We start from the raw sequence: 26259 nt of genomic DNA, 5'->3' as shown, positions 1-26259 counted from the left end.
CCAAATGCTATTTTAAAGTGTTTTTGTAGCGAAAATTCGATGTGGAAAACTTTTTTGTGGGAGATTGTGGGAGATTGTGGGAGAAAGTGTATACTTTTACATGAAATTAAGTTAGGATAATTAGCTATATGCTTCAGCTTATCGGAGAATTCGAATGTAAGTTGGACGCCAAAGGTAGATTGGTGGTCCCTTCTGCGCTCAAAAGGCAGTTGCCTAATGTGGAGCAGGACGGGCTTATCGTGAACCGTGGTTTCGAAAGGAATCTGGTGATCTACACGCGTAGCGAATGGGATAAGCAGGCGGCTAAGATTTCACGGTTGAATACATTCAATGCAAAAAATCGGGAGTTTATCCGTCAATTCATGCGCGGGGCGACTATGTTGACATTGGATGCGGCTGGGCGGGTATTGTTACCAAAGGTTCTTTTGGACTATGCCAAGATAGCGGGCGAGGTAGTGTTGGCTTGTCAATTTGATCGTATAGAAGTCTGGCCGAAAGCAGCGTATGAAGAGATGATGAATGGGGATGTAAGTGAGGATTTTGCTGCGTTAGCTGAGGAGGTGATGGGCAATATGGATTTTGGGGGAGGTGCCGATGAGTAATGTAGTGTACCATGTTCCCGTGATGCTTCAAGAATGTATAGAGGCTTTGGCGATCAAGCCCGATGGCGTGTATGTGGATGTGACGTTTGGTGGAGGGGGGCATTCGAGAGAGATCTTAAAGCATTTGGGCCCCAAGGGACGGTTGATCGCTTTTGATCAAGATCCCGACGCGTTGAATAATACTATCGAAGACGAGCGTTTTGAGTTGGTGCACCAGAATTTTAGGTTCTTAAAAAATAGTTTGCGTTTGTTGGGGGTTCGAGAGGTGGATGGAATATTAGCGGATTTAGGGGTGTCTTCCCATCAGTTTGATGATGCGGATCGAGGATTCTCCATCCGATTTGATGCGGATCTGGATATGCGCATGGATCAGGTGTCCGATCTGGATGCGCGCAGAGTGCTGAATACCTATAGTGAAGAGGAATTGCATCGCATTTTCGGTATGTATGGCGAGGTGCAGAATGCGAAATCCTTGGCAAAGACCATTGTGACGGCGAGACTGACCAAAGAGATTCGGACGGTGGAAGAGCTGAAGGAGGTGATTAGGAAGCATGTGCCGAGGGGAAAGGAGCACAAGTATCATGCGCAGGTGTTTCAGGCTTTACGGATTGAGGTCAATAAAGAGTTGGAGGTGTTGCAGGATTTTTTGATGCAGACCGTTCCTCTGCTGAAAGATGGAGGCCGATTGGTGGTCATGTCTTATCATTCGCTAGAGGATAGGCTGGTCAAGAATTTTATGCTGAAGGGTAAGTTTAAGGGAGATGTGGAGAAGGATTTTTATGGGAATGAAATCAAACCTTTCAAAGTCATCAGTAGGAAGGCTATTACGGCTGCTGCACAGGAGCTGGAAGAGAATACAAGATCCCGAAGCGCGAAGTTGAGGGTAGCGGAGAGGATTTGAAAATGTGAGGATTTGAAAATGTGAGGATTTGAAAATGTGGGGATTTGGAGAATTACGATTTTTGATTTACGAATTTGGAGAGGATCTAATTTGAAGATTAACTTCGTTGAGCCCTTCGGGGTTTGGAAATGGAGAGTTGATAATTGAAAGTTGAAAATGGAGAATTAGGAATTTAAAGGCCTGATAACTGACAACTGAACACAGACAACTGAATAATGTCAAAAAGGAACACAATAAAAGAAAGGGAGCTGAGCGAAGATATCCAGGAGGAGATGTCTGATGCGGTAGAGGAGAAGGTGGAAAAAACGCAAAGTATATTGCGATCGTTGTTTTCTCCTACAAAGCTATCGACCTATCTGGTGACTAGAAATCTTCCCTTTGTGGCTTTTTTGGCCTTCTTGGGGTTGGTCTATATCTCCAATCGGCATTTGGCCGAACGAACGGTGAGGAAGATAGATCGATTGGGTAAGGAGGTGAAGGAGCTGAGCTGGGATTATAAATCGTTGTCTGCGGAGTTGATGAAGTTGACCACGCAGACTGAAATAGCCAAAAGGGCGGATACATTGGGCCTAAAAGAGCGCATGGAGCCGCCAATTAAATTAGAGGTGTTAAAAGAGAAAAAATAATAACTGTAACGTGAATATTAGAAAAACCATATTGGTCAGAGTGTACTTGGCTTTTGGGCTTATGGTATTCGGTGCGTTGGCGGTATTTGCCAAGCTCATTCACTTGCAATATATAGATGGGGGCGAGTGGCGTGCTATTGCAGACAGTCTGACTATTCAGGAACGCGTGGTTGAGGCGGCCAGGGGAAATATCTATTCCGATGATGGCAGTCTGTTGGCGACCTCTGTTCCGGAATACGAACTTCGCTTTGATGCGATGGCTATTCCGGAGGAGTACAACGATGTATTCAATTCCAGGGTAGATTCGTTGGCCTTTCGTTTGTCCGATTTTTTCAAGGATCGTTCCTCCCGGCAATATCTGGCCCTTCTGCGTGAGGCCCGGGCCAAGAAGCAACGTTATGTGTTGATAAAGAGGGCTGTTTCGCATCAGGATTTAAAAATCGTGAAAACATTCCCTTTGTTCAACAATTTTAGAGAAAATAAAAAGCGGTTTTCCACCAGTTTGGTGGCAGTGCGTCAAAACAAGCGCATATTGCCATTTACGAATCTGGCGGCTCGTACGATAGGTTACAAGACGGATGAGGTTCGGGTGGGATTGGAAGGTGCATACGGAGATTATATCGATGGCAAGAGCGGTGCGCAGATGATGCAGCGTATAGCAGGAGGAGTGTGGGTGCCTCTGAATCGGGAAATCGAGGTCGCTCCTGTGGATGGATCGGATATCATTTCGACCATCGATGTCAATATGCAGGATATGGCACAGCGGGCTTTGGAAAAGCAATTGAAAATCAGTGATGCTGATCAGGGCTGTGTGATACTCATGGAGGTGAAGACGGGAGAGGTGAGGGCTATCGCCAATTTTACGCGGGATAAGGAGGGTGTGTATCGCGAGAAGTATAATTATGCCATCGCGCATGGTGCGGATCCGGGATCGACGTTCAAACTGGCCTCTTATATGGCTGCTTTGGACGATGGTTATATCGATACCAGTACGGTTGTAGATATTGGCAACGGGACTTATAAGGTGCCTGCGCATACTATCCGGGATTCGCATGCGCCAAAGAAATCGCAGATCACCGTCAAAGAGGCTTTTGAGGAATCGTCGAATGTGGCGATTACCAAGTTGATCAATACGCACTATGGCAATCAGCCTGCACGGTTTACGTCAAAATTGCACAGTTGGGGATTGCATCAGCCTTTGGGATTGCAGATCCCAGGAGAGGCTCATCCTATCGTGAAGACGCCTAAAAGCAAGAGTTGGAGCAAGCTGTCCTTGGTACAAATGGCGTATGGCTATGAACTCAAGTTGACTCCCTTGCAGACGCTGGTTCTTTATAACGCTGTGGCAAACGATGGAAAGATGGTTGCGCCTTTGTTTGTAAAAGAGATACAGCATTTGGGCAATACGGTGCAACGCTTCGAGGCGCGCGTGATCAATAAGCAGATTGTCTCCAAACAGACGTTGGGAAAAATCCGAGGCATGCTGGAGGGTGTAATGATTGAAGGAACGGGTAAGAGATTGAGCAGTCCGTTGTATACGGCGGCGGGCAAGACGGGTACGGCGCAGATGGCGGATGATTCCAGAGGGTATGGTGCGAGGAGATATCAATCTTCGTTTGCAGGGTATTTTCCGGCAAACAATCCAAAATATTCGATGATTGTGGTTATTCGTAATCCACGCAACGGTTACTATGGAGGTTCTGTTGCGGGTCCTGTATTCAAGGAGCTAGCCGATATGGTGTATGCCAATGACTTGTCTTTGCAAGGAGGATTTGCACATCGAAAAGTAAATTTGGCCGGTGAAACCATGCCGTTGACCTTGGTCGGATCCAAGGAGTCTTCCACCAAAGTCTACGAAGCATTGGGGTACACGAGGTTCAATTGGAACTTGCTGGCGCAGGGAGTGTCGGATTCGACCAAAAGAGGGATGCCATTTGTGGAAAGAAATATCAAGGAAGGGGTGGTGCCGAATGTGATCGGAATGGGGCTGGTGGATGCACTGTTTGCTATGGAGAATGCAGGATTTAAAGCCCAAGTGTATGGCAAAGGAAAGGTCGTATCCCAATCCTTGATACCGGGAGAAAAATTAAAATCGGGAACTCAAGTAGCCATTCAACTGAATTAAAAAAAATGATACTAAAAGAACTATTACATGCTGTTCCGGTGATACAGGCCGAGGGTCCTCTGGATATAGAGGTTGGCTCGCTGTGCTTTGATTCCCGGCAAGCAAAAGCCAATAGTTTGTTTGTAGCTGTCCGGGGGGTACATACGGATGGCCATTTGTATGTTGAAAAAGCTATTTCTTTGGGTAGTACCGTAGTGGTCGTTGAAGAATTGCCCGAAAAACTTGAACAAGAGGTAAGCTATATCGTAGTAGCGGATACTTCCTATGTATTGGGGATATTGTCGGCCAATTTTTACGATAATCCGTCCAAGGAGTTGAAATTGATAGGTGTAACGGGTACAAACGGAAAAACCACCGTAGCTACGCTGCTCTTCAATCTATTTCAAAAATTGGGATATGGTGTAGGATTGCTTTCGACGGTAGAAAATAGGATAGGAACGGAAGTTGTGCCAGCTACATATACGACACCGGATCCATTGGCGTTGAATGCGTTGTTGAGAAGGATGGTGGATGGTGGATGTGATTATTGTTTTATGGAAGTGAGCTCACACGCTATCGTACAGCAACGTATTGCCGGACTGCGTTTTGCAGGTGGCATATTCACCAATATCTCGCACGACCATCTTGATTTTCATCAGACATTTGACAATTATATTAAAGCGAAGAAGAAGTTTTTTGACGATTTGGACAGGTTTGCTTTTGCTTTGACCAATCAGGATGACAAGAATGGGCAGGTCATGCTGCAAAATACCTTTGCTCACAAAAAGACATATGGGTTGCAGCATATCGCCGATTTTAAAGGCAAGGTAATAGAAAGCCATTTTGACGGCATGCTGTTGCAGGTAGACGGACAGGAAGTATGGGTCAAATTGGTGGGCAGTTTCAATGCTTCCAACCTATTGGCCGTGTACGGTGCAGCTATATTGCTTGAGCAGGAAACGATGAAGGTGTTGACGGCCATGAGTGAGATTTCCGGTGCAGAAGGACGCTTTGAGGCTGTACGGTCGAAGACGGGTATCACGGGAATCGTTGATTATGCCCATACACCGGATGCAGTGGGAAATGTGCTGGAAACCATCAAGGACCTGTGTATTCCCGGACAACAGATCATTACGGTATTGGGCTGTGGTGGAGACCGGGATAAGGCCAAGCGCCCGGAAATGGCCAAGACGGCTTTGAAATATAGCGATAAGCTGATCATTACCTCCGATAACCCACGTACGGAAGATCCTGCACAGATTATCCGGGATATGGAGGCGGGTATAGCACCTGAGCAAAAAAAGCATGTCTTTAGTATTTCGGATCGTCGGGAGGCCATCCGTGCGGCATGTCACTTGGCAGCGAGTGGAGATATTGTCCTGATAGCCGGCAAAGGGCATGAAAAATATCAGGAAATCAATGGTGTGAAATATCATTTTGATGACAAAGAAGAATTAGAAAATTCATTTAACGAACAATAGACGGTATGTTGTATCACTTATTTACATGGCTACAAGAGCATTTTCATATCCCAGGAGCTGGATTGTTCCAGTATATCTCCTTTAGGACAGCTATGGCCGTTATTGTTTCGTTGATTATCACGACGGTGTACGGCCGTCAATTGATCAATCTGCTGCAACGTAAGCAGGTGGGCGAAACGGTAAGGGATCTGGGCTTGGAAGGTGAAAAGAAAAAACAAGGTACGCCTACGATGGGTGGTTTGATCATCATTGCCGGTATCCTTATCCCTACACTGTTGTTTGCCAAATTGGACAATATCTATGTTCTGGTCATGATCGTGACGACGGTATGGATGGGAGCTATTGGTTTTTTGGATGACTATATCAAGGTGTTTCGTAAGAATAAGGAGGGATTGGCCGGACGGTTTAAGGTGATTGGACAGGTCGGTCTGGGTACGCTGATAGCCTTTACCATGTACTTTCATCCGGATATTGTGGTACGGGAACAAGTGACGAACCCTACTTCTTCAAAGCCTGTGGAGATTGTCATTAATCCGCAGACGGGAGAGCGAACCTATGCAGAGAATCTCAAATCGACAAAAACGAACATACCTTTTTATAAGAACAATGAGTTTGATTATGCCAAGGTGTTGGATGTTTTTGGACTAACGAGCAGTACGGCGACATTCATCTTGTTTTTGGTGGTGGTTGTATTTATTGTGACGGCTGTGTCCAATGGTGCAAATATCACAGATGGTATTGATGGATTGGCCACGGGGACGTCGGCTATCATCGGGATTACTTTGGCGATATTGGCGTATGTGTCGGGCAATATCATCTTTTCGGACTACTTGAATATCATGTATATCCCCAATTCGGGTGAGCTCGTGATATTCGCAGGAGCATTTGTAGGAGCTTGTACGGGATTTCTGTGGTACAATGCCTATCCGGCACAGGTGTTTATGGGTGATACGGGTTCTTTGGCCATCGGGGGTATTATAGCGGCATTTGCCATATTGATACGCAAAGAGCTTTTGATCCCGGTATTGTGCGGTATTTTCTTGATCGAAAACCTATCGGTCGTCATGCAGGTGTCCTATTTTAAGTACACCAAAAGGAAATACGGCGAGGGCCGGCGTATCTTTTTGATGTCACCCTTGCACCATCATTATCAGAAGAAAGGCTATCATGAGGCCAAGATTGTCACACGGTTTGTGATCGTGGGAGTCATTCTGGCTATATTGACCATTGTGACGTTGAAGGTGAGGTAGAGCGAGGTTTGGGTTGTGAGGTGCGAGATCGGAGAATTTGAAAATTTGGAAATGAAGTAATTTGAAAAATGTTGGTCTAAATACTAACATCTAAATACTAAAGTACTAAATAAAAAATGGGAAACATAGCAAATACATACTATCCGCAATCAGGACGTCTGGTTATTCTAGGCGCAGGAGAGAGTGGTGTGGGTGCAGCCATCCTGGGAAAGGATAAGAGCTTCGATGTATTTGTGTCCGATATGGGGATGATTGCGGAGGCTTACAGGGTACAGTTGGAGCAGGAAGGGATTCTTTTTGAAATGGGCAAACATACCGAAGAACAGATATTGAATGCTGATTTGGTTGTAAAGAGCCCCGGTATTCCCGAAAAGGCTCCATTGATCAAAAAACTCCGTGAAAAAGGAACTCCGGTGATTTCGGAAATAGAGTTTGCGGCGCAATATACAGATGCGAAACTGATCTGTATTACGGGTTCCAACGGCAAATCGACCACCACGATGCTTACATACTATATGTTTCAAAAGGCAGGTGTGAATGTGGGTTTGGCAGGCAATATCGGAAAGAGCTTTGCCTTGCAGGTGGCTCGTGAGCAGTTTGATGTGTACATATTGGAGATGTCGAGTTTCATGTTGGACGATATGTACCATTTTCGGGCGGATGTGGCTGTGCTGCTGAACATCACACCGGATCATCTGGACAGGTACGATTACGATATGGAAAAGTATGTGAATTCGAAGTTCCGTATCATCCAGAATCAGAGGAGCAGTGATTATTTTATCTATTGTGCAGACGACGAGGAGACAATGAAGGCATTGCCCCGTTTTGACAGCAAAGCGACACAGTTGCCGATGTCGCAAAAGAAAATTTTGGCACAGGGAGCATCATTGGACAAGGACCATAATATTATCATTCATATACCTAATAGAGAAGCATTTGCTATGAACATTGAAGAGTTATCATTACAAGGAAAGCACAATACCTACAACAATATGGCCTCAGGCTTGGTGGCAAAGGCTCAGGAATTGCGCAACGAAACGATGAAGGAGAGTATGGGATCGTACGTGAATATAGCCCATCGGCTGGAACACGTGGCCTATATCGGAGGGGTGAATTATATCAATGATTCAAAAGCCACGAATGTCAATTCTGTATGGTATGCTTTGGAAAGTTTTTCGCCGGATATTATCCTGCTGCTAGGTGGTGTGGATAAGGGCAATGATTACGAGATGTTGCGTGATCTGGTACGGCAGAAGGTCAAAGCGATCATCTGCATAGGCAAGGACACATCGCGTATACACGATGCACTGGAAGAAGAAGTAGAGGTCATTGTGAACAGTGCATCGATGGAAGATGCTGTGCGTATAGCTTCGCATTTGGCAAAGAAAGGGGATACGGTACTGCTTTCACCGGCATGTGCCAGCTTTGATTGGTTCAAGAATTACGAAGAAAGGGGAGATAAGTTTAAAGAGGCGGTGATGGCCTTATAGTAAGTGGACAGTCGTCAGTTATCAGTCGTCAGTGGAGAGCTGATCACTGACAACTGATCACTGATAACTAAAATAAAATGGAACAGGTATTTTCAAAATTAAAGGGCGATAAGTGGATATGGATCATCGTGATTATTTTGTCGGGATGGTCTTTGTTGGCAGTATATAGCTCGGTGGGTACCTTGGCTTACAAAGAGGGCAAGGGTACGGAACTTTATTTGGTCAAGCACTTTTCCATTATCGTGGCGGGATTGGTGTTGATGTACTTGTCGCATAAGCTGGACTATAAATGGTATGCGGGTATCTCCAAGCTGCTGATGATTATTACGATTCCATTGCTTTTGTACACATTGCTGTTCGGTAGTTCAGTCAATGAAGCCTCGAGGTGGGTTACGATCCCGGTCATCAACCAGACTTTTCAAACCTCGGATTTGGCCAAATTGGCGTTGATTACGTTTTTGGCACGGATGCTGTCCCGCAAGCAGGAAGAAATCAAGGACGTCAAAAAATCGTTTATACCGATTATGGGGGCGGTTTGTCTGGTATTTGTTCTTATTGCATGGGCCAATTTGTCTACGGCACTGATGTTGTTTGGCGTCAGTATTTTGTTGTTGATCATCGGCCGTGTCAGTATCAAGCAGATCGCCATTGTATCCGCAGGAGGTTTGGTATTGTTGATGATGGTCATGCTATTGGGCCCTCGGAGAGCGACATATATCAGCCGTATAGAAGGATTTTTTAAGACCGAGGAAGTCACGACATCGAATGTGCCTTTTCAGGAAGATAAAAATTATCAGGCCAACAATGCCAAGATTGCGATTGCAACGGGTGGCTTGTTTGGTAAAGGTCCGGGCAACAGTGTGCAGCGCAATGTATTGCCACATCCGTATTCAGATTTCATCTTTGCGATTATCATTGAGGAATACGGTACGGTTGGAGGAGTCGTGTTGCTGTTCCTTTATCTGGCACTGATGTACCGCTGTATCCGTATTGTGACGATGAGCCCCCGGGCATTCGGGGCATTTTTGGCGGCCGGATTAGGGTTTAGTCTGACCATTCAGGCACTGGCCAATATGGCTGTAGCTGTAGGTTTGGGACCCGTGACAGGTGTGCCGCTACCTTTGGTCAGTATGGGAGGGACATCTATCCTCTTTACCAGTGTGGCTTTGGGCATTATCCTGTCCGTGAGCCGCAGTATCGAAGAATTGAAAGGTAAGCAGCAATTGGAGGAGGAGCCAAAGGTCAAAAAAGTAGTGATCGGAACGGTGGCGTGATGATGTGGAAATGAGATAATTTGAGAATTTGAAAATGAGTGTAAGGTTTAAAGTTTGAGTATACTGATCACTGACGACTGATCACTGATAACTAAAATATATGGGACGTAAAATAATCATAAGCGGTGGTGGTACAGGAGGTCATATCTTCCCGGCGATAGCTATTGCGAATGCTTTGCGTCGTATAGAACCTGATGTTGAAATCCTGTTTGTTGGTGCTCTGGGCCGGATGGAAATGGAAAAAGTACCGGCGGCTGGTTATGAGATTGTTGGTCTGGATATACAGGGGATCAACAGGCAGTCTCTGCTCAAGAATATTGTTCTTCCGTTCAAGATGCTCAAAAGCTTGTGGAGGGCCCGAAAGATTATCAAGGATTTCGGAGCAGAGGTAGCCGTAGGTGTAGGAGGTTATGCTTCGGGCCCACTGCTGATGATGGCGAATATGATGGGGATTCCTACATTGATACAGGAGCAGAATTCATATGCGGGCAAAACGAACAAAACACTGGGGCGAAGGGCGCGTAAAATCTGTGTAGCATACCCTAAAATGGAGCAATTTTTTCCTTTGGACAAAATTTTGCTGACCGGGAATCCTATCCGTCGATCTTCGGTAGATATAGAAGGTAAGCGGAGGGAAGCACTTGCGGCTTTTGGATTGGAAGAAGGTAGAAAGACGATTGTAGTCACAGGAGGTAGCTTAGGGGCCAAGACGTTGAATGGGTTTATGCTAGAGTCCATAGACAAAATTGCTTCGCGTTCTGATCTGCAGGTGATTTGGCAATGCGGAGGTTATTATTACGAGCAGATGAAAGAGATCTTGGCGCTTGAGCGGACGATTCCGGACAATGTAAAGCTGATGCCCTTCTTGCAACGTATGGATTATGCATATGCTGCGGCGGATGTCATTATTGCCAGGGCAGGGGCAGGGACTATTTCAGAACTCTGTGTGATAGGCAAGCCAGCTATACTTGTGCCATCGCCCAATGTGGCCGAAGACCATCAGACAAAAAATGCACAGGCATTGGTCGATAATGGTGCAGCCGTATTGGTGAGGGATTCTATTGCCCGGGATAGCCTATTTGATGTTGTTACAGAGCTTTTGGCCGATGAGGAGCGTTGTGCTATACTCGGTGCAGAAATAAAAAAAATGGCTTTGCCGGATGCGGATGAAGTCATTGCAAAAGAGGTGTTGGGGTTGATTGTTTGAGGGATTTGAAAATGTGAGGATTTGAAAATTTGGAGATGGAAATGAGTTTTAGGTTTTGAAAGTTAGAGTTGGGACTGATCACTGACAACTGATCACTTACCACTAAATAAAATAAAGAGATGAATGTTGATCAAATAAAGCGGGTATATTTAATCGGTATCGGAGGTATCGGCATGAGTGCTCTTGCTCGTTATTTCCATGCATCAGGATGTACTGTGTACGGATACGACAGGACGGAGACTGAGCTGACGACCGCGTTGGTCGATGAAGGGATTGCGGTGATATACGAGGATAATGTGGACTTGATCCCTGCAGAGTTTGCTCAGCCATCGGTAGAGAGCTTGATCATTTTCACACCCGCCATTCCCAAGGATCTGAAGATTAAGAACCTTTTTGTCGATCGTGGCTTTACGGTATATAAGCGTTCAGAAGTTTTAGGTTTTCTGAGTGCCAATCGCTTTACTATAGGTGTGGCAGGGACGCACGGCAAGACCACTACCTCGACCATGATCGCCCATGTTCTTAAAGATTCGGGTTATGACTGTTCCGCTTTTTTGGGCGGAATAAGTTCCAATTATAATACGAATGTGCTTTTCGGGCAGAATAATGTGCTGGTTGTTGAAGCTGACGAGTACGACCGCTCGTTCTTGACCTTGCATCCTAATATTGCTGTGGTGACTTCGGCAGATGCCGACCATTTGGACATCTATGGAGACCAGTCGCATCTGATCGAATCTTTTGAGCTGTATCTGGATAGAGTGGTTGAAGGCGGGACAAGCATTGTCAAGATAGGTCTGCCCTTTGTCGGAGATATCAGCTATAGCCGGGATTCGTCCGGAGCAGATGCTTATGCCATGAATATCCAGGTGATCGATGGGGATTTCTACTTTGACTATGTCCAGGGCGAAACCTGTATAAAGGATATCAAGTTGGGTATTCCCGGCCTGCACAACGTCGAGAATGCGGTAGCAGCCATCACGGTTGCTTTGCTGTTGGGGATAGACCAAGAGAAAATTGTACGTGCGTTGGCCAACTTTAGGGGAGCCAAGAGAAGATTTGAGTATATTGTCAAGGGTGATCGGCATGTGTATATAGATGACTATGCACATCATCCGGAGGAATTGCGCGCATTCTTGAGTTCGATGCGTAGGCTCTATCCGGAGAAAAAACTTACTGCTATCTTCCAACCTCATTTGTATAGTCGTACCCGTGATTTTGTGGATGACTTTGCTGAGGTGCTGGGGATGGCGGATGAGCTGTGGTTGATGGAAATTTATCCGGCACGCGAACTGCCAATAGCCGGTGTAAATTCAAAGTGGCTTTTGGAAAAAATCAATTTGGATACTAAATATTTAATGACACTGCAGGAAATATTGGATAGGATAGAAAACGAAAAGCCTGAGCTTATAGTCACCATGGGTGCGGGCGACATAGACCGATTGGTAAAGCCAATCAAAAAGATTTTGGAGAATATATAGAACATGAAGCGCATAAGATGGCATATCGTATGGTACACGTTGGTTGGGATTTGTTCCTTAGCCGGTCTTGTGATGCTCATGGGACTTGTTTCCAGAAAGAGCGATGCACAGCTGTGTACATCGCTCAAGGTCATTGTGGAAGGGAAAGAAACATTTATCGATCAACAAGAGATTATGCGACTGATCAATGACAGTTATGGTGCTGTCATCGGAAAAGAGCTGAAAGGGATTCCGGTAGAAAAGATCGAAAAAACATTGAAGCAATTGCCTTATGTGGCCAGTGCTTCAGTACATACAGATATGGATGGGCTCATGCAGGTGACGGTCCGGCAGCGTGAAGTCGTTCTACGGGTTATCAATCGGAACGGAAAGGAGTATTATGTTGATACTCAGAACAAGAAGATCCCTGTCACACTCAAGTATGTGCCACACGTGTTGGTAGCCAATGGAAATATCAAGGAGGGCTATGGCAAACCATTGGAACCCATCGAATCGACTTTGGTCAAAGACCTGGTGAAAATCGTACACTTTGTCAAAGGCAATGACCTGTGGGAAAACCAGATTGTACAGCTCTACGTCAATGATCATCGGGATATCGAACTGATCCCCAGAGTAGGAAAGGAAGTGCTGTTGATAGGCAATGCAGACTCCCTGGGTTACAAGTTGGGTCGGTTGGAGGTCTATTACAAGAATATCTTGCCTAAAGTAGGTACAGAGGCTTATGAGAGGGTCAATGTCAAATATGATGGACAGATCGTATGCGAACGTAGAGCAGGATGGTTTATGGACAGTTTACAAATGAAAATCAACGCAAATAATTAGAAATACAGCAAAAAATACAGCATATGAAACCAAGAATGACAGAAAATGAGAAAGAGAATCCAATCATAGTTGGGTTGGATATCGGAACGACGAAGATTTGTGTCACTGTGGGACGCCGTAGTGGGACGAACAAAATCGAATTGCTTGGCGTGGGCAAGGCTGAGTCGGTCGGTGTGCACAGAGGTATGGTCGCCAATATACAGAAGACCGTTTCCAGTATCCGTGAGGCTGTGTCCGGAGCAGAAGGACAGTCTAATGTGGACATCAAAGTCGTCAATGTGGGTATTGCCGGACAGCATATCAAGAGCATTCAGCACAGGGGTATGTTGACCAAAGGGGATGACGATGAGATCATACACGGCGATATCGAAAAATTGATTTCGGATATGTACAAATTGGTTTTGCCTCCTGGCGAGGAAATTATTCATGTGTTGCCACAAGAGTTTACGATAGACAACGAGCCTGGTATCAAAGAGCCTGTGGGTATGGCTGGACGTCGTATCGAAGCCAATTTTCATATTATTTCGGGGCGTGTGACCGATATTCGCAACATCAAAAGGTGTGTGGACAATTCGGATCTGGAAGTATCCTCATTGGTGTTGGAGCCGTTGGCTTCATCTGAAGCTGTATTGGATGAAGAGGAAAAAACGGCCGGTGTAGTATTGGTCGATATAGGTGGAGGTACCACAGACGTAGCCATCTTCCACGAAGGTATCATTCGTCATACGGCTGTCATTCCGTTGGGTGGAAATATCGTGACAGAGGATATCCGCCAAGGCTGTGCTGTATTGCGTAATCAGGCCGAGCAGTTGAAAGTCCGTTATGGTTCCGCATTGGCCGATGAAAATAAGGACAATGAGGTCATCTGTGTGCCGGGCATCCGGGGTAGAGATGCCAAGGAAGTTTCTGTCAAGAACCTGGCCTTTATCATACAGGCTCGTATGGAAGAAATCATTGAGCACGTCTATTACGAAATCAAATCTTCGGGGTATGAAGACAAATTGATTGCCGGAATTGTTATTACGGGTGGAGGTGCACAACTGAAGCACTTGCGCCAGTTGGTAGAATATATTACGGGAATAGAATGTCGGATCGGATATCCAAATGAGTACCTGGCAAAAACGGACCTGTTGAACAAGCAGACTTTTGAGGAAATGCAGAGCCCTATGTATGCAACCAGTGTAGGCCTATTGATCAAAGGTATCCAGGATTATGAAGAGGATGAGAAGTTGCAAGAGGAAAAAACATCCAAAAAATCACGTAAGGAGACGGTAAAGGATATTGCAGAAAAGCAAAGCAAAAGAGAAGGTTGGTTTACAAAAATTATTTCGGAATTCATCAAGGATGAAGGCCAATACGATGATGATACGTTCATCGGGAAGAAATAATTTTCAACAAGCGCATGACTTTTCCACAAATTCACAAATGTGGAAAAATCATGTGGATATTATTGGTAATATTACATTGAATTGTTGGGTTTGGACGGTATAACGAGCCCTACGGATTTAAAGAACAGGATTTATGTCGATACAATTTGAAATGTTAAAGGAACAATCGTCTATCATCAAGGTAATAGGCGTAGGCGGTGGTGGCGGCAATGCTGTCAACCACATGTACAAGCAAGGAATCAGCGGTGTGGATTTTATCGTATGCAATACAGATGCCCAGGCACTTGAATTGAGCCCTATTCCCAATAAGGTACAGTTGGGAGCTAGCCTTACCGAAGGAATGGGAGCTGGTGCAGATCCTGATGTAGGCGAGAATTCGGCCATAGAGAGTATTGATGATATCAAAAGGATGCTGGGTACCAACACCAAGATGTTGTTTATCACGGCCGGTATGGGAGGTGGTACAGGAACAGGTGCCAGTCCGGTTCTGGCCAAAGCCGCCAAGGAGATGGGTATCCTTACCGTAGCTATCGTGACGACACCTTTTGCATTTGAAGGCAAAAAACGCCGTTCGCAGGCACAAGAAGGATTGGATGAGTTGAGAAAGTATGTAGATTCTTATCTGGTGATTTCCAACGACCGTCTGCGCGAGATATTTGGCAATCTAACGATGACTGCCGCTTTTGCCAAAGCAGATGATATCCTGACCACAGCGGCCAAAGGTATTGCTGAGATCATCACGATACCGGGTTATGTCAATGTGGACTTTAAAGATGTGCGTACTGTAATGAACGATAGTGGTGTAGCTATCATGGGCAATCATGTCGCATCGGGAGACAGTCGTGCGCTTGAAGCCGTGACAGGTGCATTGGCTTCACCGTTGTTGAAAGATAACGAAATCGAGGGGGCGCGCTATATTCTTTTGAACATTACGTCGGGGACCAAAGAGGTAACCATGGATGAGGTAGCCATTATTACCGACTATATACAAGAAAAGGCAGGGTTGACCGCGGATCTGATCTGGGGTAACTGTATCGATGAGACGCTTGGTGAGGAACTGTCTGTGACGATCATTGCGACAGGTTTCCAGACTTCTGAAGAGCGTATCAAAGAGCGGGAGAATGAAAAAGTGGCCTTGCCTTTGACGCCAGAACCGACAGCGTCGTATATCAAGCCGATTGTTCAAAACCAATTTGTGGAAAAGCAACCAAGTCCAGCTGAATTTGTGAAGCCGGTACAGATGCCCCAAGCTGCACCTGTAGCTGCTCAGGCTCCACCACAGGCCGATTTGTTTTCACCGAGCAATGCACATGCGCCGCAGACAAGCCATGCGCCTGCTGCAGAGGTAGAAGATGAGGTCGTGCGTTATACTTTGGAAGACGATGCGGCTTCCGAAAACACGGTCGAAGAAGAAGACGATACGCATGGGTTTGAATTGAAGACATCTCCTTCGGTGTTTGAATTTAAGTTGCCAACGGTGTTCGATACGTATGAGCAGAACAATGCCGAGGTAGAACATGAAGTAAATAGTATTGTCAATGAGGATATGCCTTCTGCAATGGTAACCGAAAATACTGTAGAAGTGAAGGAAGATGTCAATTTTGAGGATCAGTTGCTGAAGACCAAAGAGCGTATTCTGCGTTTGAAAGAATTGAGCATGAAATTGAAATCTTCGAATGGTTTGCAGGAACTGGAGAATGAACCGGCTTACAAAAGAAAGCAAAAGACCTTGGAAGATGTGCCGCATTCATCCGAATCACAGGTTTCGAGATTTACCTTGTCTTTTGATGAAGGGGCAACGGAGATCCGTTCCAATAATTCCTTTTTGCACGACAACGTGGACTAAGGATATAAAAGCAAAAAAGGCCCGGTCATGACCGGGCCTTTTTTGCTTGATGTCAGTTACTCCACCGCGTGCAGTTTAAACAGTTCGATGAGTTCAGGAATATTATTGACTTGCAGTTTTTCGAATATCCTGCTTTTATAGGTGCTGACTGTTGACGAGCTTAGATTCAGCAAGGCAGATACATCGAGTATACCTTGCCCGCTGATGAGATGCTTTGCTACATCCATTTCCCGGTTGGATAGTTTGTACAAAGGATTGCTCATCTGTAGGTTTGATTTGTTGGAGATCAACTTTTGCACATACAGATCCTTGACAGTTTCGGACATGTATTTGCCCCGGTCTTGTATGTGTTGAATGGCGACTGCCAATTCATCCATGGCCGTGTTTTTGTTCAAGTAGCCTACCGCACCAGCCTCAATATAACGCAATGCGTAGATATTTTCGTCATAGGACGAGAATACAAGGATTTTCAGATCGCTTTGTGCGGCCAATAGTTCTTTTATGGCCTTGATATTGTTGCCTCCGGGCATATTGATGTCCAATAGTAACAGGTCAAACCTGTTCGATTTGAGGTGATCTAATATTTCGTTGTATGTGGTGGCGTGCGTGATTTCGACGTCTTTATAGGCTCCTTGGATAATGACCGAAGCCCCAAGCCTTACTATGCTATGGTCGTCTGCGATAAGTACTTTCTTCATGCGGGTATGATGTTGAAAATGTTTTTAAAGTGGAGACTGATGTGGCTGCTTTCAGTTGCTGCTTGTTAATATAAAACGTAGATGTAGTTGTATATTATGCATACTTTTTGTTGCAAATATAAAGTTTTTATCATTATAATTGTAATGAACTAATAAAAATACGCAATATGGGGTTTTTAAAAGAATTTAAAGAGTTTGCAATGCGTGGCAGCGTAGTCGATTTGGCTGTCGGTGTTGTGATTGGAGGTGCCTTTGGCAAGATCGTCACCTCCTTGGTAGATGATATTATCATGCCTCCGATAGGTTACCTTACTGGAGGTGTAGACTTTTCCAAGCTCAAGTACGTGATTACTGCGGCCAATGCAGATGCCGGTGTGGAAGAAGTGGCTATAAGCTACGGAAACTTCATCAATGTCATCATTCAGTTTCTTATCATTGCTTTCTGTATTTTTCTTGTGATCAAAGGAATAAATGTCTTGAAGCGCAAAGAGGAGGTAGCTCCGGAAGAGCCTGCTGCTCCATCGAATGAAGAGGTGCTGTTGGCAGAGATCAGGGATCTTTTGAAGAACAAATAAGTTGAATAGCCACGGGCTGAAGCCCGTGGTAATATTTGTTTTTTAATTTGAATGTTTTAAAAAAAACACTACCTTTGCATTCCTCTTAGGAACAAAAATATTAAAAATATAACACAGCGTCATGAAAAGAACATTTCAGCCTTCGCAAAGAAAAAGAAGAAATAAACACGGATTCAGAGAGCGTATGAGCACAGCTAACGGTAGGAGAGTATTGGCTTCCCGTCGTGCAAAAGGTAGAAAACGTCTTACTGTTTCTGACGAATACCGTCATAAAGGATAATTTCTTTTTGCGCCGGTGACTTCCTTGCTGTGCCACTTCCGGCCAAAATAGTCATCGATATGAAAAATACGTTTACAAAAGAAGAACGGTTGTGTAGTAGAGGTCTGATAGACAAGCTATTCCATGACGGTTCTTCTTTTGTATTATATCCTTTTCGGGTTGTCCTTCTGACCGTTGACCATGAGTTGCCCACTGGAGTACAGGTGATACTGTCGGTTTCGAAACGTAAATTCAAGCATGCCTATATGCGCAATAGGATAAAGCGCAAGATGCGGGAGGCGTACCGTTTGCAAAAGGGTGATATTTTGTATCCCGCCATCCGTTTGAAAGCGATAAATTTGCTGTTGGCCATACAGTATGTTGCCCATGAGGACCTTTCCTTTGATCAATATCAACTCAAAATGAACAAAGTCTTAAACCAGATCGTCCATGAGGTTGCTTAATACAATAGGAAGGAGTGTAGCCTACTTGGTTCAATCTGTTTTTTTATTGTTGATAAAGGTCTATCAATTGTTTATCTCTCCACTGTTGGGTGCCAATTGTCGTTATACGCCGACCTGTTCGCAGTATGGCAAAGAGGCCATCCTCAAGTATGGGCCTTTCAAGGGCGGCTGGCTGGCCATCAAGCGAATAGCCCGGTGTCATCCTTGGGGTGGACATGGACACGATCCGGTTCCTTAAACGTGAAGCTTTTATGAATACACAATATATCCTGCAAATAGACACGGCTACGGAAGTTTGTTCTGTTTCGTTGAGTGCCAACGGAGAGGTGGTGGATACTGTGCAGACGGAAGTACCCAATCAGCATGCGTCCAGACTGACGGTTTTTGTTGAAGAAATCTTGCAGCGCAATGATGTAGCTTATACAGATTTGGCGGCTATCGCCGTGAGTATGGGGCCAGGCTCTTATACAGGCTTGCGTATAGGTGTGTCTACGGCCAAAGGGCTATGTTATAGCCTCGATCGGCCTTTGATCGCAGTCAATACCTTGAAGGCCATGTACGATGGTTACCGTCGTTCTGTCCCTAGTACTTCTTGCGACTTGTATTGTCCGATGATCGATGCGCGAAGGATGGAGGTGTATATGTCGGTGTTTGACGATGAAGGTGGGTTGATATCTCCCACAGCAGCAGTTATTATAGATAGAGATAGTTTTGAGGTGTATAAGGACAAGAAAATTGTGCTGTTTGGTTCAGGTGCGAATAAGTTTGCACAATTATTTGAGGATGATCCTACCGTCACGGTCGATGCAGGATATAAACATTCTTCGGCCTATATGAGTGAGGTCGTTTGGCAGAAGTATAGGAAGCAGGATTTCGAAGATCTGATTTACTTTGAACCTTTCTATTTGAAAGAGTTTGTGCCGACTACGCCGAAGAAGTAAGTTGCCATCTTTAGCTTATGCTAGCGCACGAATCCCTTCGTGTGCTTTTATATCTGGGCACACGAAAGGATTTCCTATGGAGAGCTCGCTTCGCTCGGTTCGTGCGCCAGCGTTGGGGACCTTTTTAGCCTCTTATGCTATTTACAACCACTTTTTCTTCTTGAACCAAAAGTAGATAATGGCGGATAAAGCAATCATTAATAGCATCACTGCCGCGTATCCATATTTCCACTCCAGCTCTGGCATATTCTCAAAATTCATACCGTACACGCCCACGATAAATGTGAGGGGCATGAAGAATACCGAAATGATGGTCAGCATACGCATGATTTCATTGGTGTGGTTCGATTCGATGTTGAAATAGATGGAAAGTAGCTGTGCTGTATTTTCGGCAATGTTGCGATACAGCGTATTCGTTTTTGAAAAAAGGTCACGCAGATCCTGTGTATAGATATTTTGGTATTGTGGCATGTGAAAATAATCGACAATATCTTTGTAGTGGGTTAATACACTTCGGATCACATCGATTTGCCTTTTAATATAATAGAGTTTTTTTAGAAAAGGCTTGCGGCGGCGATGTAGAAAGACGATTTCTTCGTATTCGTCTAGTTTTACAGACATCTTGTCCAGTACAATATCTTCGAAAGTCTTCAATGCTGAAGAAGTGAGCGCATTGACCAGGCTTTTGCTTGATTGCAGTTTTTTATTGCTCTTGTCGAGGTTTTCCAGGTTCTTCAGAAATTCTATCTCTTGCCGATGGGCGGTGATCACAAATTTTTCCGAATAGAAAATAGAAATGCGTTCTGTTATTTCGATTAATGAATCCGATTCGTCATCAAAGTTTTTGGGGATGGAGCGTATGATCAGAAAATGGTAATTGTCGAACTCCTCAATCTTGGGAAGATGGCCTATTTCGATACAGTCCTTGATGGATGCTTCATGGAGGTTATATTTAGCCTTTAGTTCGGCAAAATCCTCAATCGCGGGATTGGTAATATCAATCCAATCGAAGTGATGTTCGGGTGTTTGGAGAATGGATACGATCATGGGCAAAACTTAGATACATAAAAATACGAATGCCTGCGGTAAAAAACGATTATTTCCTTATCCTAATTTTTTCCAAACCACACAACAGTATATAGGGTTATAGCTTAAAATCCAATATAAACTTCATCAAAGATACAGCACTGTTGAGCTTAAGTTTGTGCATGATATTCTTACGATGGGTCTCTACGGTGAAAAGACTGAGGAACAGCTTGTCCGCAATTTGTTTGTTGGTGAGTTCTTCTTTTATCAGTTGTATGATTTCTATTTCTCGTTTGGTGAGGTTAAATTGTTGGGCAATTGGGTTGGTATAGGCATTGTGTTCTGGCAGGTGAACGATTGGGGGAAAAGACAATTTGCCCTCCATTACGTCAGCAATCGCTCTTTGCAATTCTTCGATGCTACAGTTCTTTAAGAGATAGCCTGAGGCACCTGCACGCCGGGCCTTTTCTATGAGATGGGCGTCATTGTAGGAAGACAGCATGATGATCTTTATCGCTGGATAGACACGGTTCATGTATTTTAGGACTTCCATTCCTCCGATTCCCGGCATACCAATGTCCAGTAAGATAATATCGGGTTGTTGGTCGGAAACCATTTGCAAAACCATGTTTCCGTCGTGGGCTACAAAGATATCATAGTTGTTTTGCTCCTCTGCCAACAATGTAGATAAACCCGAAATAAATAGCAGATGATCGTCCGCTAGTAGGATGCTTGTTTTATAAGTCATGTCTTTGAGTAGGTAGTGTTATGATTATCGTCGTTCCGCTTTCGCCAGAATCGATGGCATGCGAGCCGTGAAAAAACAGTATCCTGGATTCGATATTACGTAGACCCATTCCCTTTTTACAGGTAGAGAGATCAAAACCGATTCCATTGTCTTCCACCATTATTTCGATATAGTCATCGTACGAATTGAGCTGGATGGTGGCTTCGGTAGCTTTCGAATGTTTGACAATATTCGTTGACAATTCTAGTAAAATACGGTAAATCATCAATGTTTGCTGTTTCGTAAAATATCCGTCAATTTCGTCGGCGATGAAGTGAAAACGGATATTGCCCGTTGAAGAAAGACGATTAAAATACGCTGACAACAATTGGTTGAACTCAGTTTTCTCAAATTCGGGAGGCATGATGTCATGTGCTATCCTCCGGGTCATATCCGAAGTGGTATCAACCAATATATTTAGATGGTCTGCCACCTTTCTTTCGACTTTCAACCGTTGTATGGCCACTTTCAGCGCGGCAAGGTTGCCCCCCAGGTCATCATGGAGATTTTGTGCAAATCGTTCTTTTTCCTCTTCCTCCACTCTTAGGATTTCCTGTGCCACGGTTAGCTTATGGTCTTGTAATTCCAATGAAAGGCGCTCTTTTTCTCGCTTCAAGAGATGGTACCTGTACAAAATGCCAAAGCAGATAATCATCGCTTCAATTACCATTCCCATGGCTAATGGAGTAGGTGGCATCAGGATGGTATGCCAGTCAAGCCATCCCAACGTATTGACAATGGTCAGAACCCCACCGATAAGCAGAACAAGCACGGCACACAAGAATAACCAGGCTAAACGATATCCCTGACGGATTTTTTCAATACAACTTAGGAAGATTACAAGAAAACTACAAAAATGGACCATCCTTAACACTGAATAGTGAATGTCGGACCATGCCGCGGGCCATCTAGGCACACCAAATATCCATTCCAGCAAAAAACACACCGCATTGGCTATAATAAACACGATTGTAGGCCAGTACATCTTACTGTTTTTAGCGGTTTGCCTCAAAAATCGTTGCATAATGAGCAATAGAAAGACCAAGTATAAGAAATTTGCTGAGAATCGACTTGGGTATATAAACTGTGGGTGATCTGGGAAGAAGAATTGGAAATCCATGGTAACCATGCTTGTTAGACACCATATCGCGACGATGGCGTATAAGGCATAGAGCAGGTGGATGCGTTCCTTTAGAAATAGAAAAAGAAAGAAGTTAAAAGCACCGCAAATCACAATGATGCCAATGAAAATACCCAGTGCGGTATAAGACCGATCGTTTTGCAGCTTCAATTGTTGCGGAACAAGCATCAAGGGCATGAACACCATCAATTCGCCTTTGGCATCGACTGATAGGAGGTATTCCTTGACTTCTTTCGAATCAAACTGCAAAGGAAATACGTAGGTAAAAAACGGATAGGGTCTACTGGAAAATGGATAGCCGCTACCTGTGGTGTGGAGGTGCTGTGGGCCCGATTCAGTATGGTGATACAAAGCGATCTCATTGATGGTATGGTTGCCAAAGATAAATGCTAATTCAGTCTCATGATCTGAGTCATTGGTGACAGAAAATCTCATCCATAATTTTCCTTTTGGTCTACCAAAGTTGTGATAGCGATCTCGATCCACCTCAAACCAGTCGAGACCCTCCACATCAAGATCACTCACGGGCTGATCTGTGTTCGTGGCAAATGCAAATTGGCAGCGATCCATCATGAAAAAAAGTGTTCCCTCTTTTAGCTCATCGATGTAAATCGTCTTTTGTCCATAGGAAAAAGCCGGTAAAAGGGTTGCCATGATAAGAGCAAGCAGACTTATATGAGAATTTCTTTTCCAAAAGAAAGGCATGGCCTATGACAATTTGGTTCAGGTTACAAAATCGGAAAAAAAATTGTAATTAGGGCGCGTAAGTCAACGGTATTTTATAAGATACCAACAAGGTGGTAATTCACCTTCTAAAAAAAGTATTGATGAAATTAAACCTCTAAAGAAAGCCCGGCGTGCCCGATTTGTGCTAGTGTATGCCTGCCTACCACATGCCTCCTGTGCTTAAATTGGACAAATTCTAAAAGAATAAAAGCAATAAAAAAGCAGCGTATAACTTTCTACACGCTGCTTTCAATATCTTAGCCATTCTGCCGGTTTATTTTTTCTCAGTTGTCTTTTTTGCGTCGTACTCTTTGTTCAATGCAGTCAGAACCTCTGTCGTAATATCCAGCTTCGGGTCAGCATACAATACGGCAGGATTCGTTTTCGAATAGGTCAGCACAAATTGATAACCTTTTTCTTCCGCATGTTTTTTGAGGTATTCGGTGATGGCTGTGTAGACAGCGTTGAATTCTGTAGCTTCATCTTGCGCCAAAGAGTTGGAAGCATTTTGGTTCAGCTGAGCCAATTCCTGTTGCTTGCGGGCAAGGCGTTCTTCAGTAGCTTGGCGTTCTGCTGCACTCATCGTTGCTACATTCTTTTCCGCTTCGGCTACCTCGCGTTGGAAAGCCTGTCCTTTGGCTTGCAGATCATTTTGAGCTTTTTTTGCTTTTGCTTCCAATTTTGTCCGGATATCCTTGAAATATGCGTATTGTTCAGAAAGTGTATCCGAATTTACGTAAACGATTTTTTCTTTTTTGACCACTTCCACCTTGGTGCTGTCGTTGCCCGCGGCAGGTGTACCTGAACCTGCGCCCTGATTGCACGATGCCAGGCCAATAGCTAGCGCCAATCCAAAAGCTACTTTGTTGAAATTTGATAAATATGTATTCATTGTTGTCTATTTTCGTAATAAAGCAACAAACCTACTATAAAAAAATTAAAATTCCATTTTATTCGTACACAATCCGTCAAAAAAAGTTGTTGGATCACGAGATAGCAATGTTTTTATACTTGCTAAAATCGATGATTTTTGTTACCTTTGAAAGGTAAAAATCTGATTTTTAAAATAATTGCATGAGCGAAGAAAAAAAGAATCCAGGTACGTATTCGGCGGATAATATCCAGGTATTGGAAGGGTTGGAAGCTGTACGTAAGCGACCCTCTATGTATATTGGTGACACAGGGCCTAAGGGCTTGCACCATTTGGTGTATGAAGTCGTAGACAACTCCATAGACGAGGCTGTAGCAGGATATTGTACAGAGATATTTGTCACGATACACAAAGATAATTCGATTTCGGTAAAGGATAACGGTCGTGGTATCCCGACCGGTATCAATAAAAAAGAGAATAAATCTGCATTGGAACTGGTCATGACCGTTCTGCATGCGGGAGGTAAGTTTGACAAGGATACCTACAAGGTCTCCGGTGGTCTCCATGGCGTAGGGGTATCCTGTGTGAATGCCTTGTCTACACACTTGAAAGCCGAAGTGCATCGTGAAGGAAAGATTTTCCATCAGGAGTACGAGCGAGGTAAGCCGATGTATGAGGTCAAGGAAGTTGGTAAGTCCGATGTGACAGGTACAATTGTGACGTTCACCCCGGATACGGAGATCTTTACACAGACTGTTGTCTACAATTACGATACACTCGCCAACCGTCTGCGTGAATTGGCTTTCCTGAACAAAGGTATACGCTTGACATTGACCGACGAACGTGAAACCAACGATGATGGTTCGCAGAAATCGGATGAGTTCTATTCCGAAGGTGGATTGAAGGAATTTGTCAAGTTTTTGGACGGCAACCGTACTCCGCTTATTCCGGAGCCGATTTATCTGGAAGGTATCAAACAAGGGATTCCGGTAGAATTGGCGTTTCAGTACAACGATACCTATTCGGAAAACGTGCACTCGTATGTCAACAATATCAATACGATAGAAGGTGGTAGCCATGTGGCAGGTTTCCGTCGGGGTTTGACACGTATCCTCAAGAAATATGCGGATGATTCGGGTTTGCTGAAAAACTCGAAGGTCGAAGTGACCGGAGATGACTTCCGCGAAGGGTTGACAGCCGTTATTTCGGTCAAGGTCGCTGAACCTCAGTTTGAGGGACAGACCAAGACCAAGCTTGGTAATACCGAGGTGATGGGTGCTGTAGATGTTGCTGTGGGTGAAATTTTGGGTGTATACCTTGAAGAAAATCCACGTGAAGCGAAGACTATTGTCCAGAAAGTCATTATTGCTGCCCAGGCACGGGCAGCCGCACGTAAAGCGCGTGATCTGGTACAACGCAAGACGGTCATGAGCGGTTCGGGATTGCCTGGAAAATTGGCAGACTGTGCGAGCAACGATCCAGCGCTGTGCGAGATCTTTTTTGTCGAGGGAGATTCAGCAGGTGGTACGGCAAAGCAGGGCCGTGACCGGAACTATCAAGCCATCATGCCGTTAAGGGGTAAAATCCTGAACGTAGAGAAGGCCATGGAACATAAGATCTATGAGAACGAAGAAATCAAGAATATGTTCACGGCGCTCGGCGTATCGGTAGGGACCGAAGAGGACCCGAAAGCATTGAATACGGCTAAGCTTCGTTACCACAAGATCATCATCATGACGGATGCTGATGTGGACGGTAGCCACATTGCGACATTGATATTGACTTTCTATTTCCGCTATATGCGTGAGCTGATCGAGAAAGGTTATGTCTATATTGCTACGCCACCGCTTTATCTGGTCAAGAAAGGAAAAGATTCGGAATATGCCTGGACTGAAGACCAACGCCTTGCTGCTATACAGCGTCTGAAAGGGGCAGGTAAAGAGGATAGCGTACACGTACAACGTTATAAAGGTCTTGGTGAGATGAATGCGGAGCAATTGTGGGATACTACAATGAACCCTGAGTATCGTACTTTGCGCCAGGTGACCATCGAGAATGCCGCTGAATGTGATCGCGTATTCTCCATGTTGATGGGTGATGAAGTCGCTCCGCGTCGCGAGTTTATCGAGCGGAATGCCCGGTATGCGAAGATCGATATTTAACTCGCTTTATCTAAATAGGCCCTGCCAGTGCACGAATCCTTTCGTGTGCCAGTGTAAGTGTTAATGTAAGACTTCCAAAGTTTCTAAAAACTTCGGAAGTCTTTTTTATGCAAAATCTTCACCATTATAGTTAAACAAAA

General features: G+C 44.6%; 24 protein-coding genes. 19 read left to right on the top strand and 5 right to left on the bottom strand.

Going from position 1 to position 26259, the window contains the following annotated elements; genetic code table 11:
* Positions 1-128: 128 nt before the first annotated feature.
* The 13 genes from mraZ to ftsZ all read left to right on the top strand — a co-directional run bounded on the left by mraZ (position 129) and on the right by ftsZ (position 16469).
* Positions 129-602, top strand: coding sequence for a division/cell wall cluster transcriptional repressor MraZ (gene mraZ / locus G5B00_RS00800; protein ID WP_163871342.1), 474 nt, complete (start codon positions 129-131; stop codon positions 600-602).
* Positions 595-1503: a 16S rRNA (cytosine(1402)-N(4))-methyltransferase RsmH gene (gene rsmH, locus G5B00_RS00795; protein WP_163871341.1), complete on the top strand. Its 909-nt coding sequence runs from the start codon at positions 595-597 to the stop codon at positions 1501-1503. Before mraZ ends, rsmH begins: the two co-directional genes overlap by 8 nt.
* A 215-nt stretch (positions 1504-1718) precedes the next feature.
* Positions 1719-2129: an FtsL-like putative cell division protein gene (locus G5B00_RS00790; RefSeq protein WP_163871340.1), complete on the top strand. Its 411-nt coding sequence runs from the start codon at positions 1719-1721 to the stop codon at positions 2127-2129.
* A 10-nt stretch (positions 2130-2139) separates the two neighbouring features.
* On the top strand, positions 2140-4254 hold the full coding sequence (locus G5B00_RS00785) for a penicillin-binding protein (RefSeq protein WP_163871339.1): 2115 nt from the start codon (positions 2140-2142) through the stop codon (positions 4252-4254).
* Positions 4255-4259: 5 nt separating this feature from the next.
* Positions 4260-5714 carry a UDP-N-acetylmuramoyl-L-alanyl-D-glutamate--2,6-diaminopimelate ligase gene (locus G5B00_RS00780; RefSeq protein WP_163871338.1) on the top strand — a complete coding sequence of 485 codons (1455 nt, stop codon included), beginning with the start codon at positions 4260-4262 and terminating at the stop codon, positions 5712-5714.
* Positions 5715-5719: 5 nt separating this feature from the next.
* Positions 5720-6964, top strand: coding sequence for a phospho-N-acetylmuramoyl-pentapeptide-transferase (gene mraY / locus G5B00_RS00775; RefSeq protein WP_163871337.1), 1245 nt, complete (start codon positions 5720-5722; stop codon positions 6962-6964).
* Positions 6965-7080: 116 nt separating this feature from the next.
* Entirely contained in the window at positions 7081-8454 is a 1374-nt protein-coding gene (gene murD, locus G5B00_RS00770; RefSeq protein ID WP_163871336.1) for a UDP-N-acetylmuramoyl-L-alanine--D-glutamate ligase, read from the top strand.
* 77 nt (positions 8455-8531) lie between these two features.
* Entirely contained in the window at positions 8532-9728 is a 1197-nt protein-coding gene (locus G5B00_RS00765) for an FtsW/RodA/SpoVE family cell cycle protein (RefSeq protein ID WP_163871335.1), read from the top strand.
* A 100-nt stretch (positions 9729-9828) separates the two neighbouring features.
* Entirely contained in the window at positions 9829-10935 is a 1107-nt protein-coding gene (gene murG / locus G5B00_RS00760) for an undecaprenyldiphospho-muramoylpentapeptide beta-N-acetylglucosaminyltransferase (RefSeq protein ID WP_163871334.1), read from the top strand.
* Positions 10936-11054: 119 nt separating this feature from the next.
* A complete protein-coding gene (gene murC, locus G5B00_RS00755; RefSeq protein WP_163871333.1) occupies positions 11055-12413 on the top strand; it encodes a UDP-N-acetylmuramate--L-alanine ligase in 1359 nt (452 codons plus the stop codon).
* Between the two features lie 3 nt (positions 12414-12416).
* Entirely contained in the window at positions 12417-13235 is an 819-nt protein-coding gene (locus G5B00_RS00750; RefSeq protein ID WP_163871332.1) for a cell division protein FtsQ/DivIB, read from the top strand.
* 23 nt (positions 13236-13258) lie between these two features.
* Positions 13259-14623 (top strand): cell division protein FtsA, encoded by a 1365-nt coding sequence (gene ftsA / locus G5B00_RS00745; RefSeq protein WP_163871331.1) that lies wholly within the window; start codon positions 13259-13261, stop codon positions 14621-14623.
* Positions 14624-14756: 133 nt separating this feature from the next.
* Positions 14757-16469 (top strand): cell division protein FtsZ, encoded by a 1713-nt coding sequence (ftsZ, locus tag G5B00_RS00740; RefSeq protein ID WP_163871330.1) that lies wholly within the window; start codon positions 14757-14759, stop codon positions 16467-16469.
* 56 nt (positions 16470-16525) lie between these two features.
* Here the strand turns inward: ftsZ and G5B00_RS00735 are convergent, their stop codons facing one another.
* Entirely contained in the window at positions 16526-17167 is a 642-nt protein-coding gene (locus G5B00_RS00735) for a response regulator transcription factor (protein ID WP_163871329.1), read from the bottom strand.
* A 167-nt stretch (positions 17168-17334) separates the two neighbouring features.
* Between G5B00_RS00735 and mscL the strand changes: the two genes are divergently transcribed.
* The 5 genes from mscL (at position 17335) to tsaB (ending at position 19406) form a co-directional block, all read left to right on the top strand.
* Positions 17335-17742 carry a large-conductance mechanosensitive channel protein MscL gene (gene mscL, locus G5B00_RS00730; protein WP_163871328.1) on the top strand — a complete coding sequence of 136 codons (408 nt, stop codon included), beginning with the start codon at positions 17335-17337 and terminating at the stop codon, positions 17740-17742.
* Positions 17743-17863: 121 nt separating this feature from the next.
* Positions 17864-18022: a 50S ribosomal protein L34 gene (rpmH, locus tag G5B00_RS00725; protein ID WP_003002285.1), complete on the top strand. Its 159-nt coding sequence runs from the start codon at positions 17864-17866 to the stop codon at positions 18020-18022.
* A gap of 59 nt (positions 18023-18081) precedes the next feature.
* On the top strand, positions 18082-18465 hold the full coding sequence (locus G5B00_RS00720) for a ribonuclease P protein component (protein ID WP_163871327.1): 384 nt from the start codon (positions 18082-18084) through the stop codon (positions 18463-18465).
* A complete protein-coding gene (yidD, locus tag G5B00_RS00715; protein ID WP_163871326.1) occupies positions 18452-18703 on the top strand; it encodes a membrane protein insertion efficiency factor YidD in 252 nt (83 codons plus the stop codon). The genes G5B00_RS00720 and yidD overlap by 14 nt, the downstream gene beginning before the upstream one ends.
* 13 nt (positions 18704-18716) lie before the next feature.
* Positions 18717-19406, top strand: a complete 690-nt coding sequence (gene tsaB, locus G5B00_RS00710) for a tRNA (adenosine(37)-N6)-threonylcarbamoyltransferase complex dimerization subunit type 1 TsaB (protein WP_163871325.1) — start codon at positions 18717-18719, stop codon at positions 19404-19406.
* Between the two features lie 141 nt (positions 19407-19547).
* On the opposite strand, the gene G5B00_RS00705 is transcribed toward tsaB, so the two are convergent.
* The 4 genes from G5B00_RS00705 to G5B00_RS00690 all read right to left on the bottom strand — a co-directional run bounded on the left by G5B00_RS00705 (position 19548) and on the right by G5B00_RS00690 (position 23978).
* Entirely contained in the window at positions 19548-20453 is a 906-nt protein-coding gene (locus G5B00_RS00705; protein WP_163871324.1) for a CorA family divalent cation transporter, read from the bottom strand.
* A gap of 97 nt (positions 20454-20550) precedes the next feature.
* The gene (locus G5B00_RS00700; protein WP_163871323.1) at positions 20551-21180 is read right to left on the bottom strand and encodes a response regulator; all 630 of its coding nucleotides are present in this window, start codon (positions 21178-21180) and stop codon (positions 20551-20553) included.
* On the bottom strand, positions 21170-23014 hold the full coding sequence (locus tag G5B00_RS00695) for a 7TM diverse intracellular signaling domain-containing protein (protein WP_163871322.1): 1845 nt from the start codon (positions 23012-23014) through the stop codon (positions 21170-21172). Before G5B00_RS00695 ends, G5B00_RS00700 begins: the two co-directional genes overlap by 11 nt.
* 346 nt (positions 23015-23360) lie before the next feature.
* Positions 23361-23978, bottom strand: coding sequence for an OmpH family outer membrane protein (locus G5B00_RS00690; protein WP_163871321.1), 618 nt, complete (start codon positions 23976-23978; stop codon positions 23361-23363).
* Positions 23979-24160: 182 nt separating this feature from the next.
* Between G5B00_RS00690 and gyrB the strand changes: the two genes are divergently transcribed.
* Positions 24161-26119, top strand: a complete 1959-nt coding sequence (gyrB, locus tag G5B00_RS00685) for a DNA topoisomerase (ATP-hydrolyzing) subunit B (protein WP_163871320.1) — start codon at positions 24161-24163, stop codon at positions 26117-26119.
* Positions 26120-26259 lie beyond the last annotated feature (140 nt).

Origin of the sequence: Parapedobacter sp. SGR-10 (genome assembly GCF_011030405.1) — a bacterium.
Lineage (GTDB): Bacteria > Bacteroidota > Bacteroidia > Sphingobacteriales > Sphingobacteriaceae > Sphingobacterium.
Note: the sequence above shows the minus strand (reverse complement) of the source record. Positions and strands in the feature narration are given on the sequence as shown.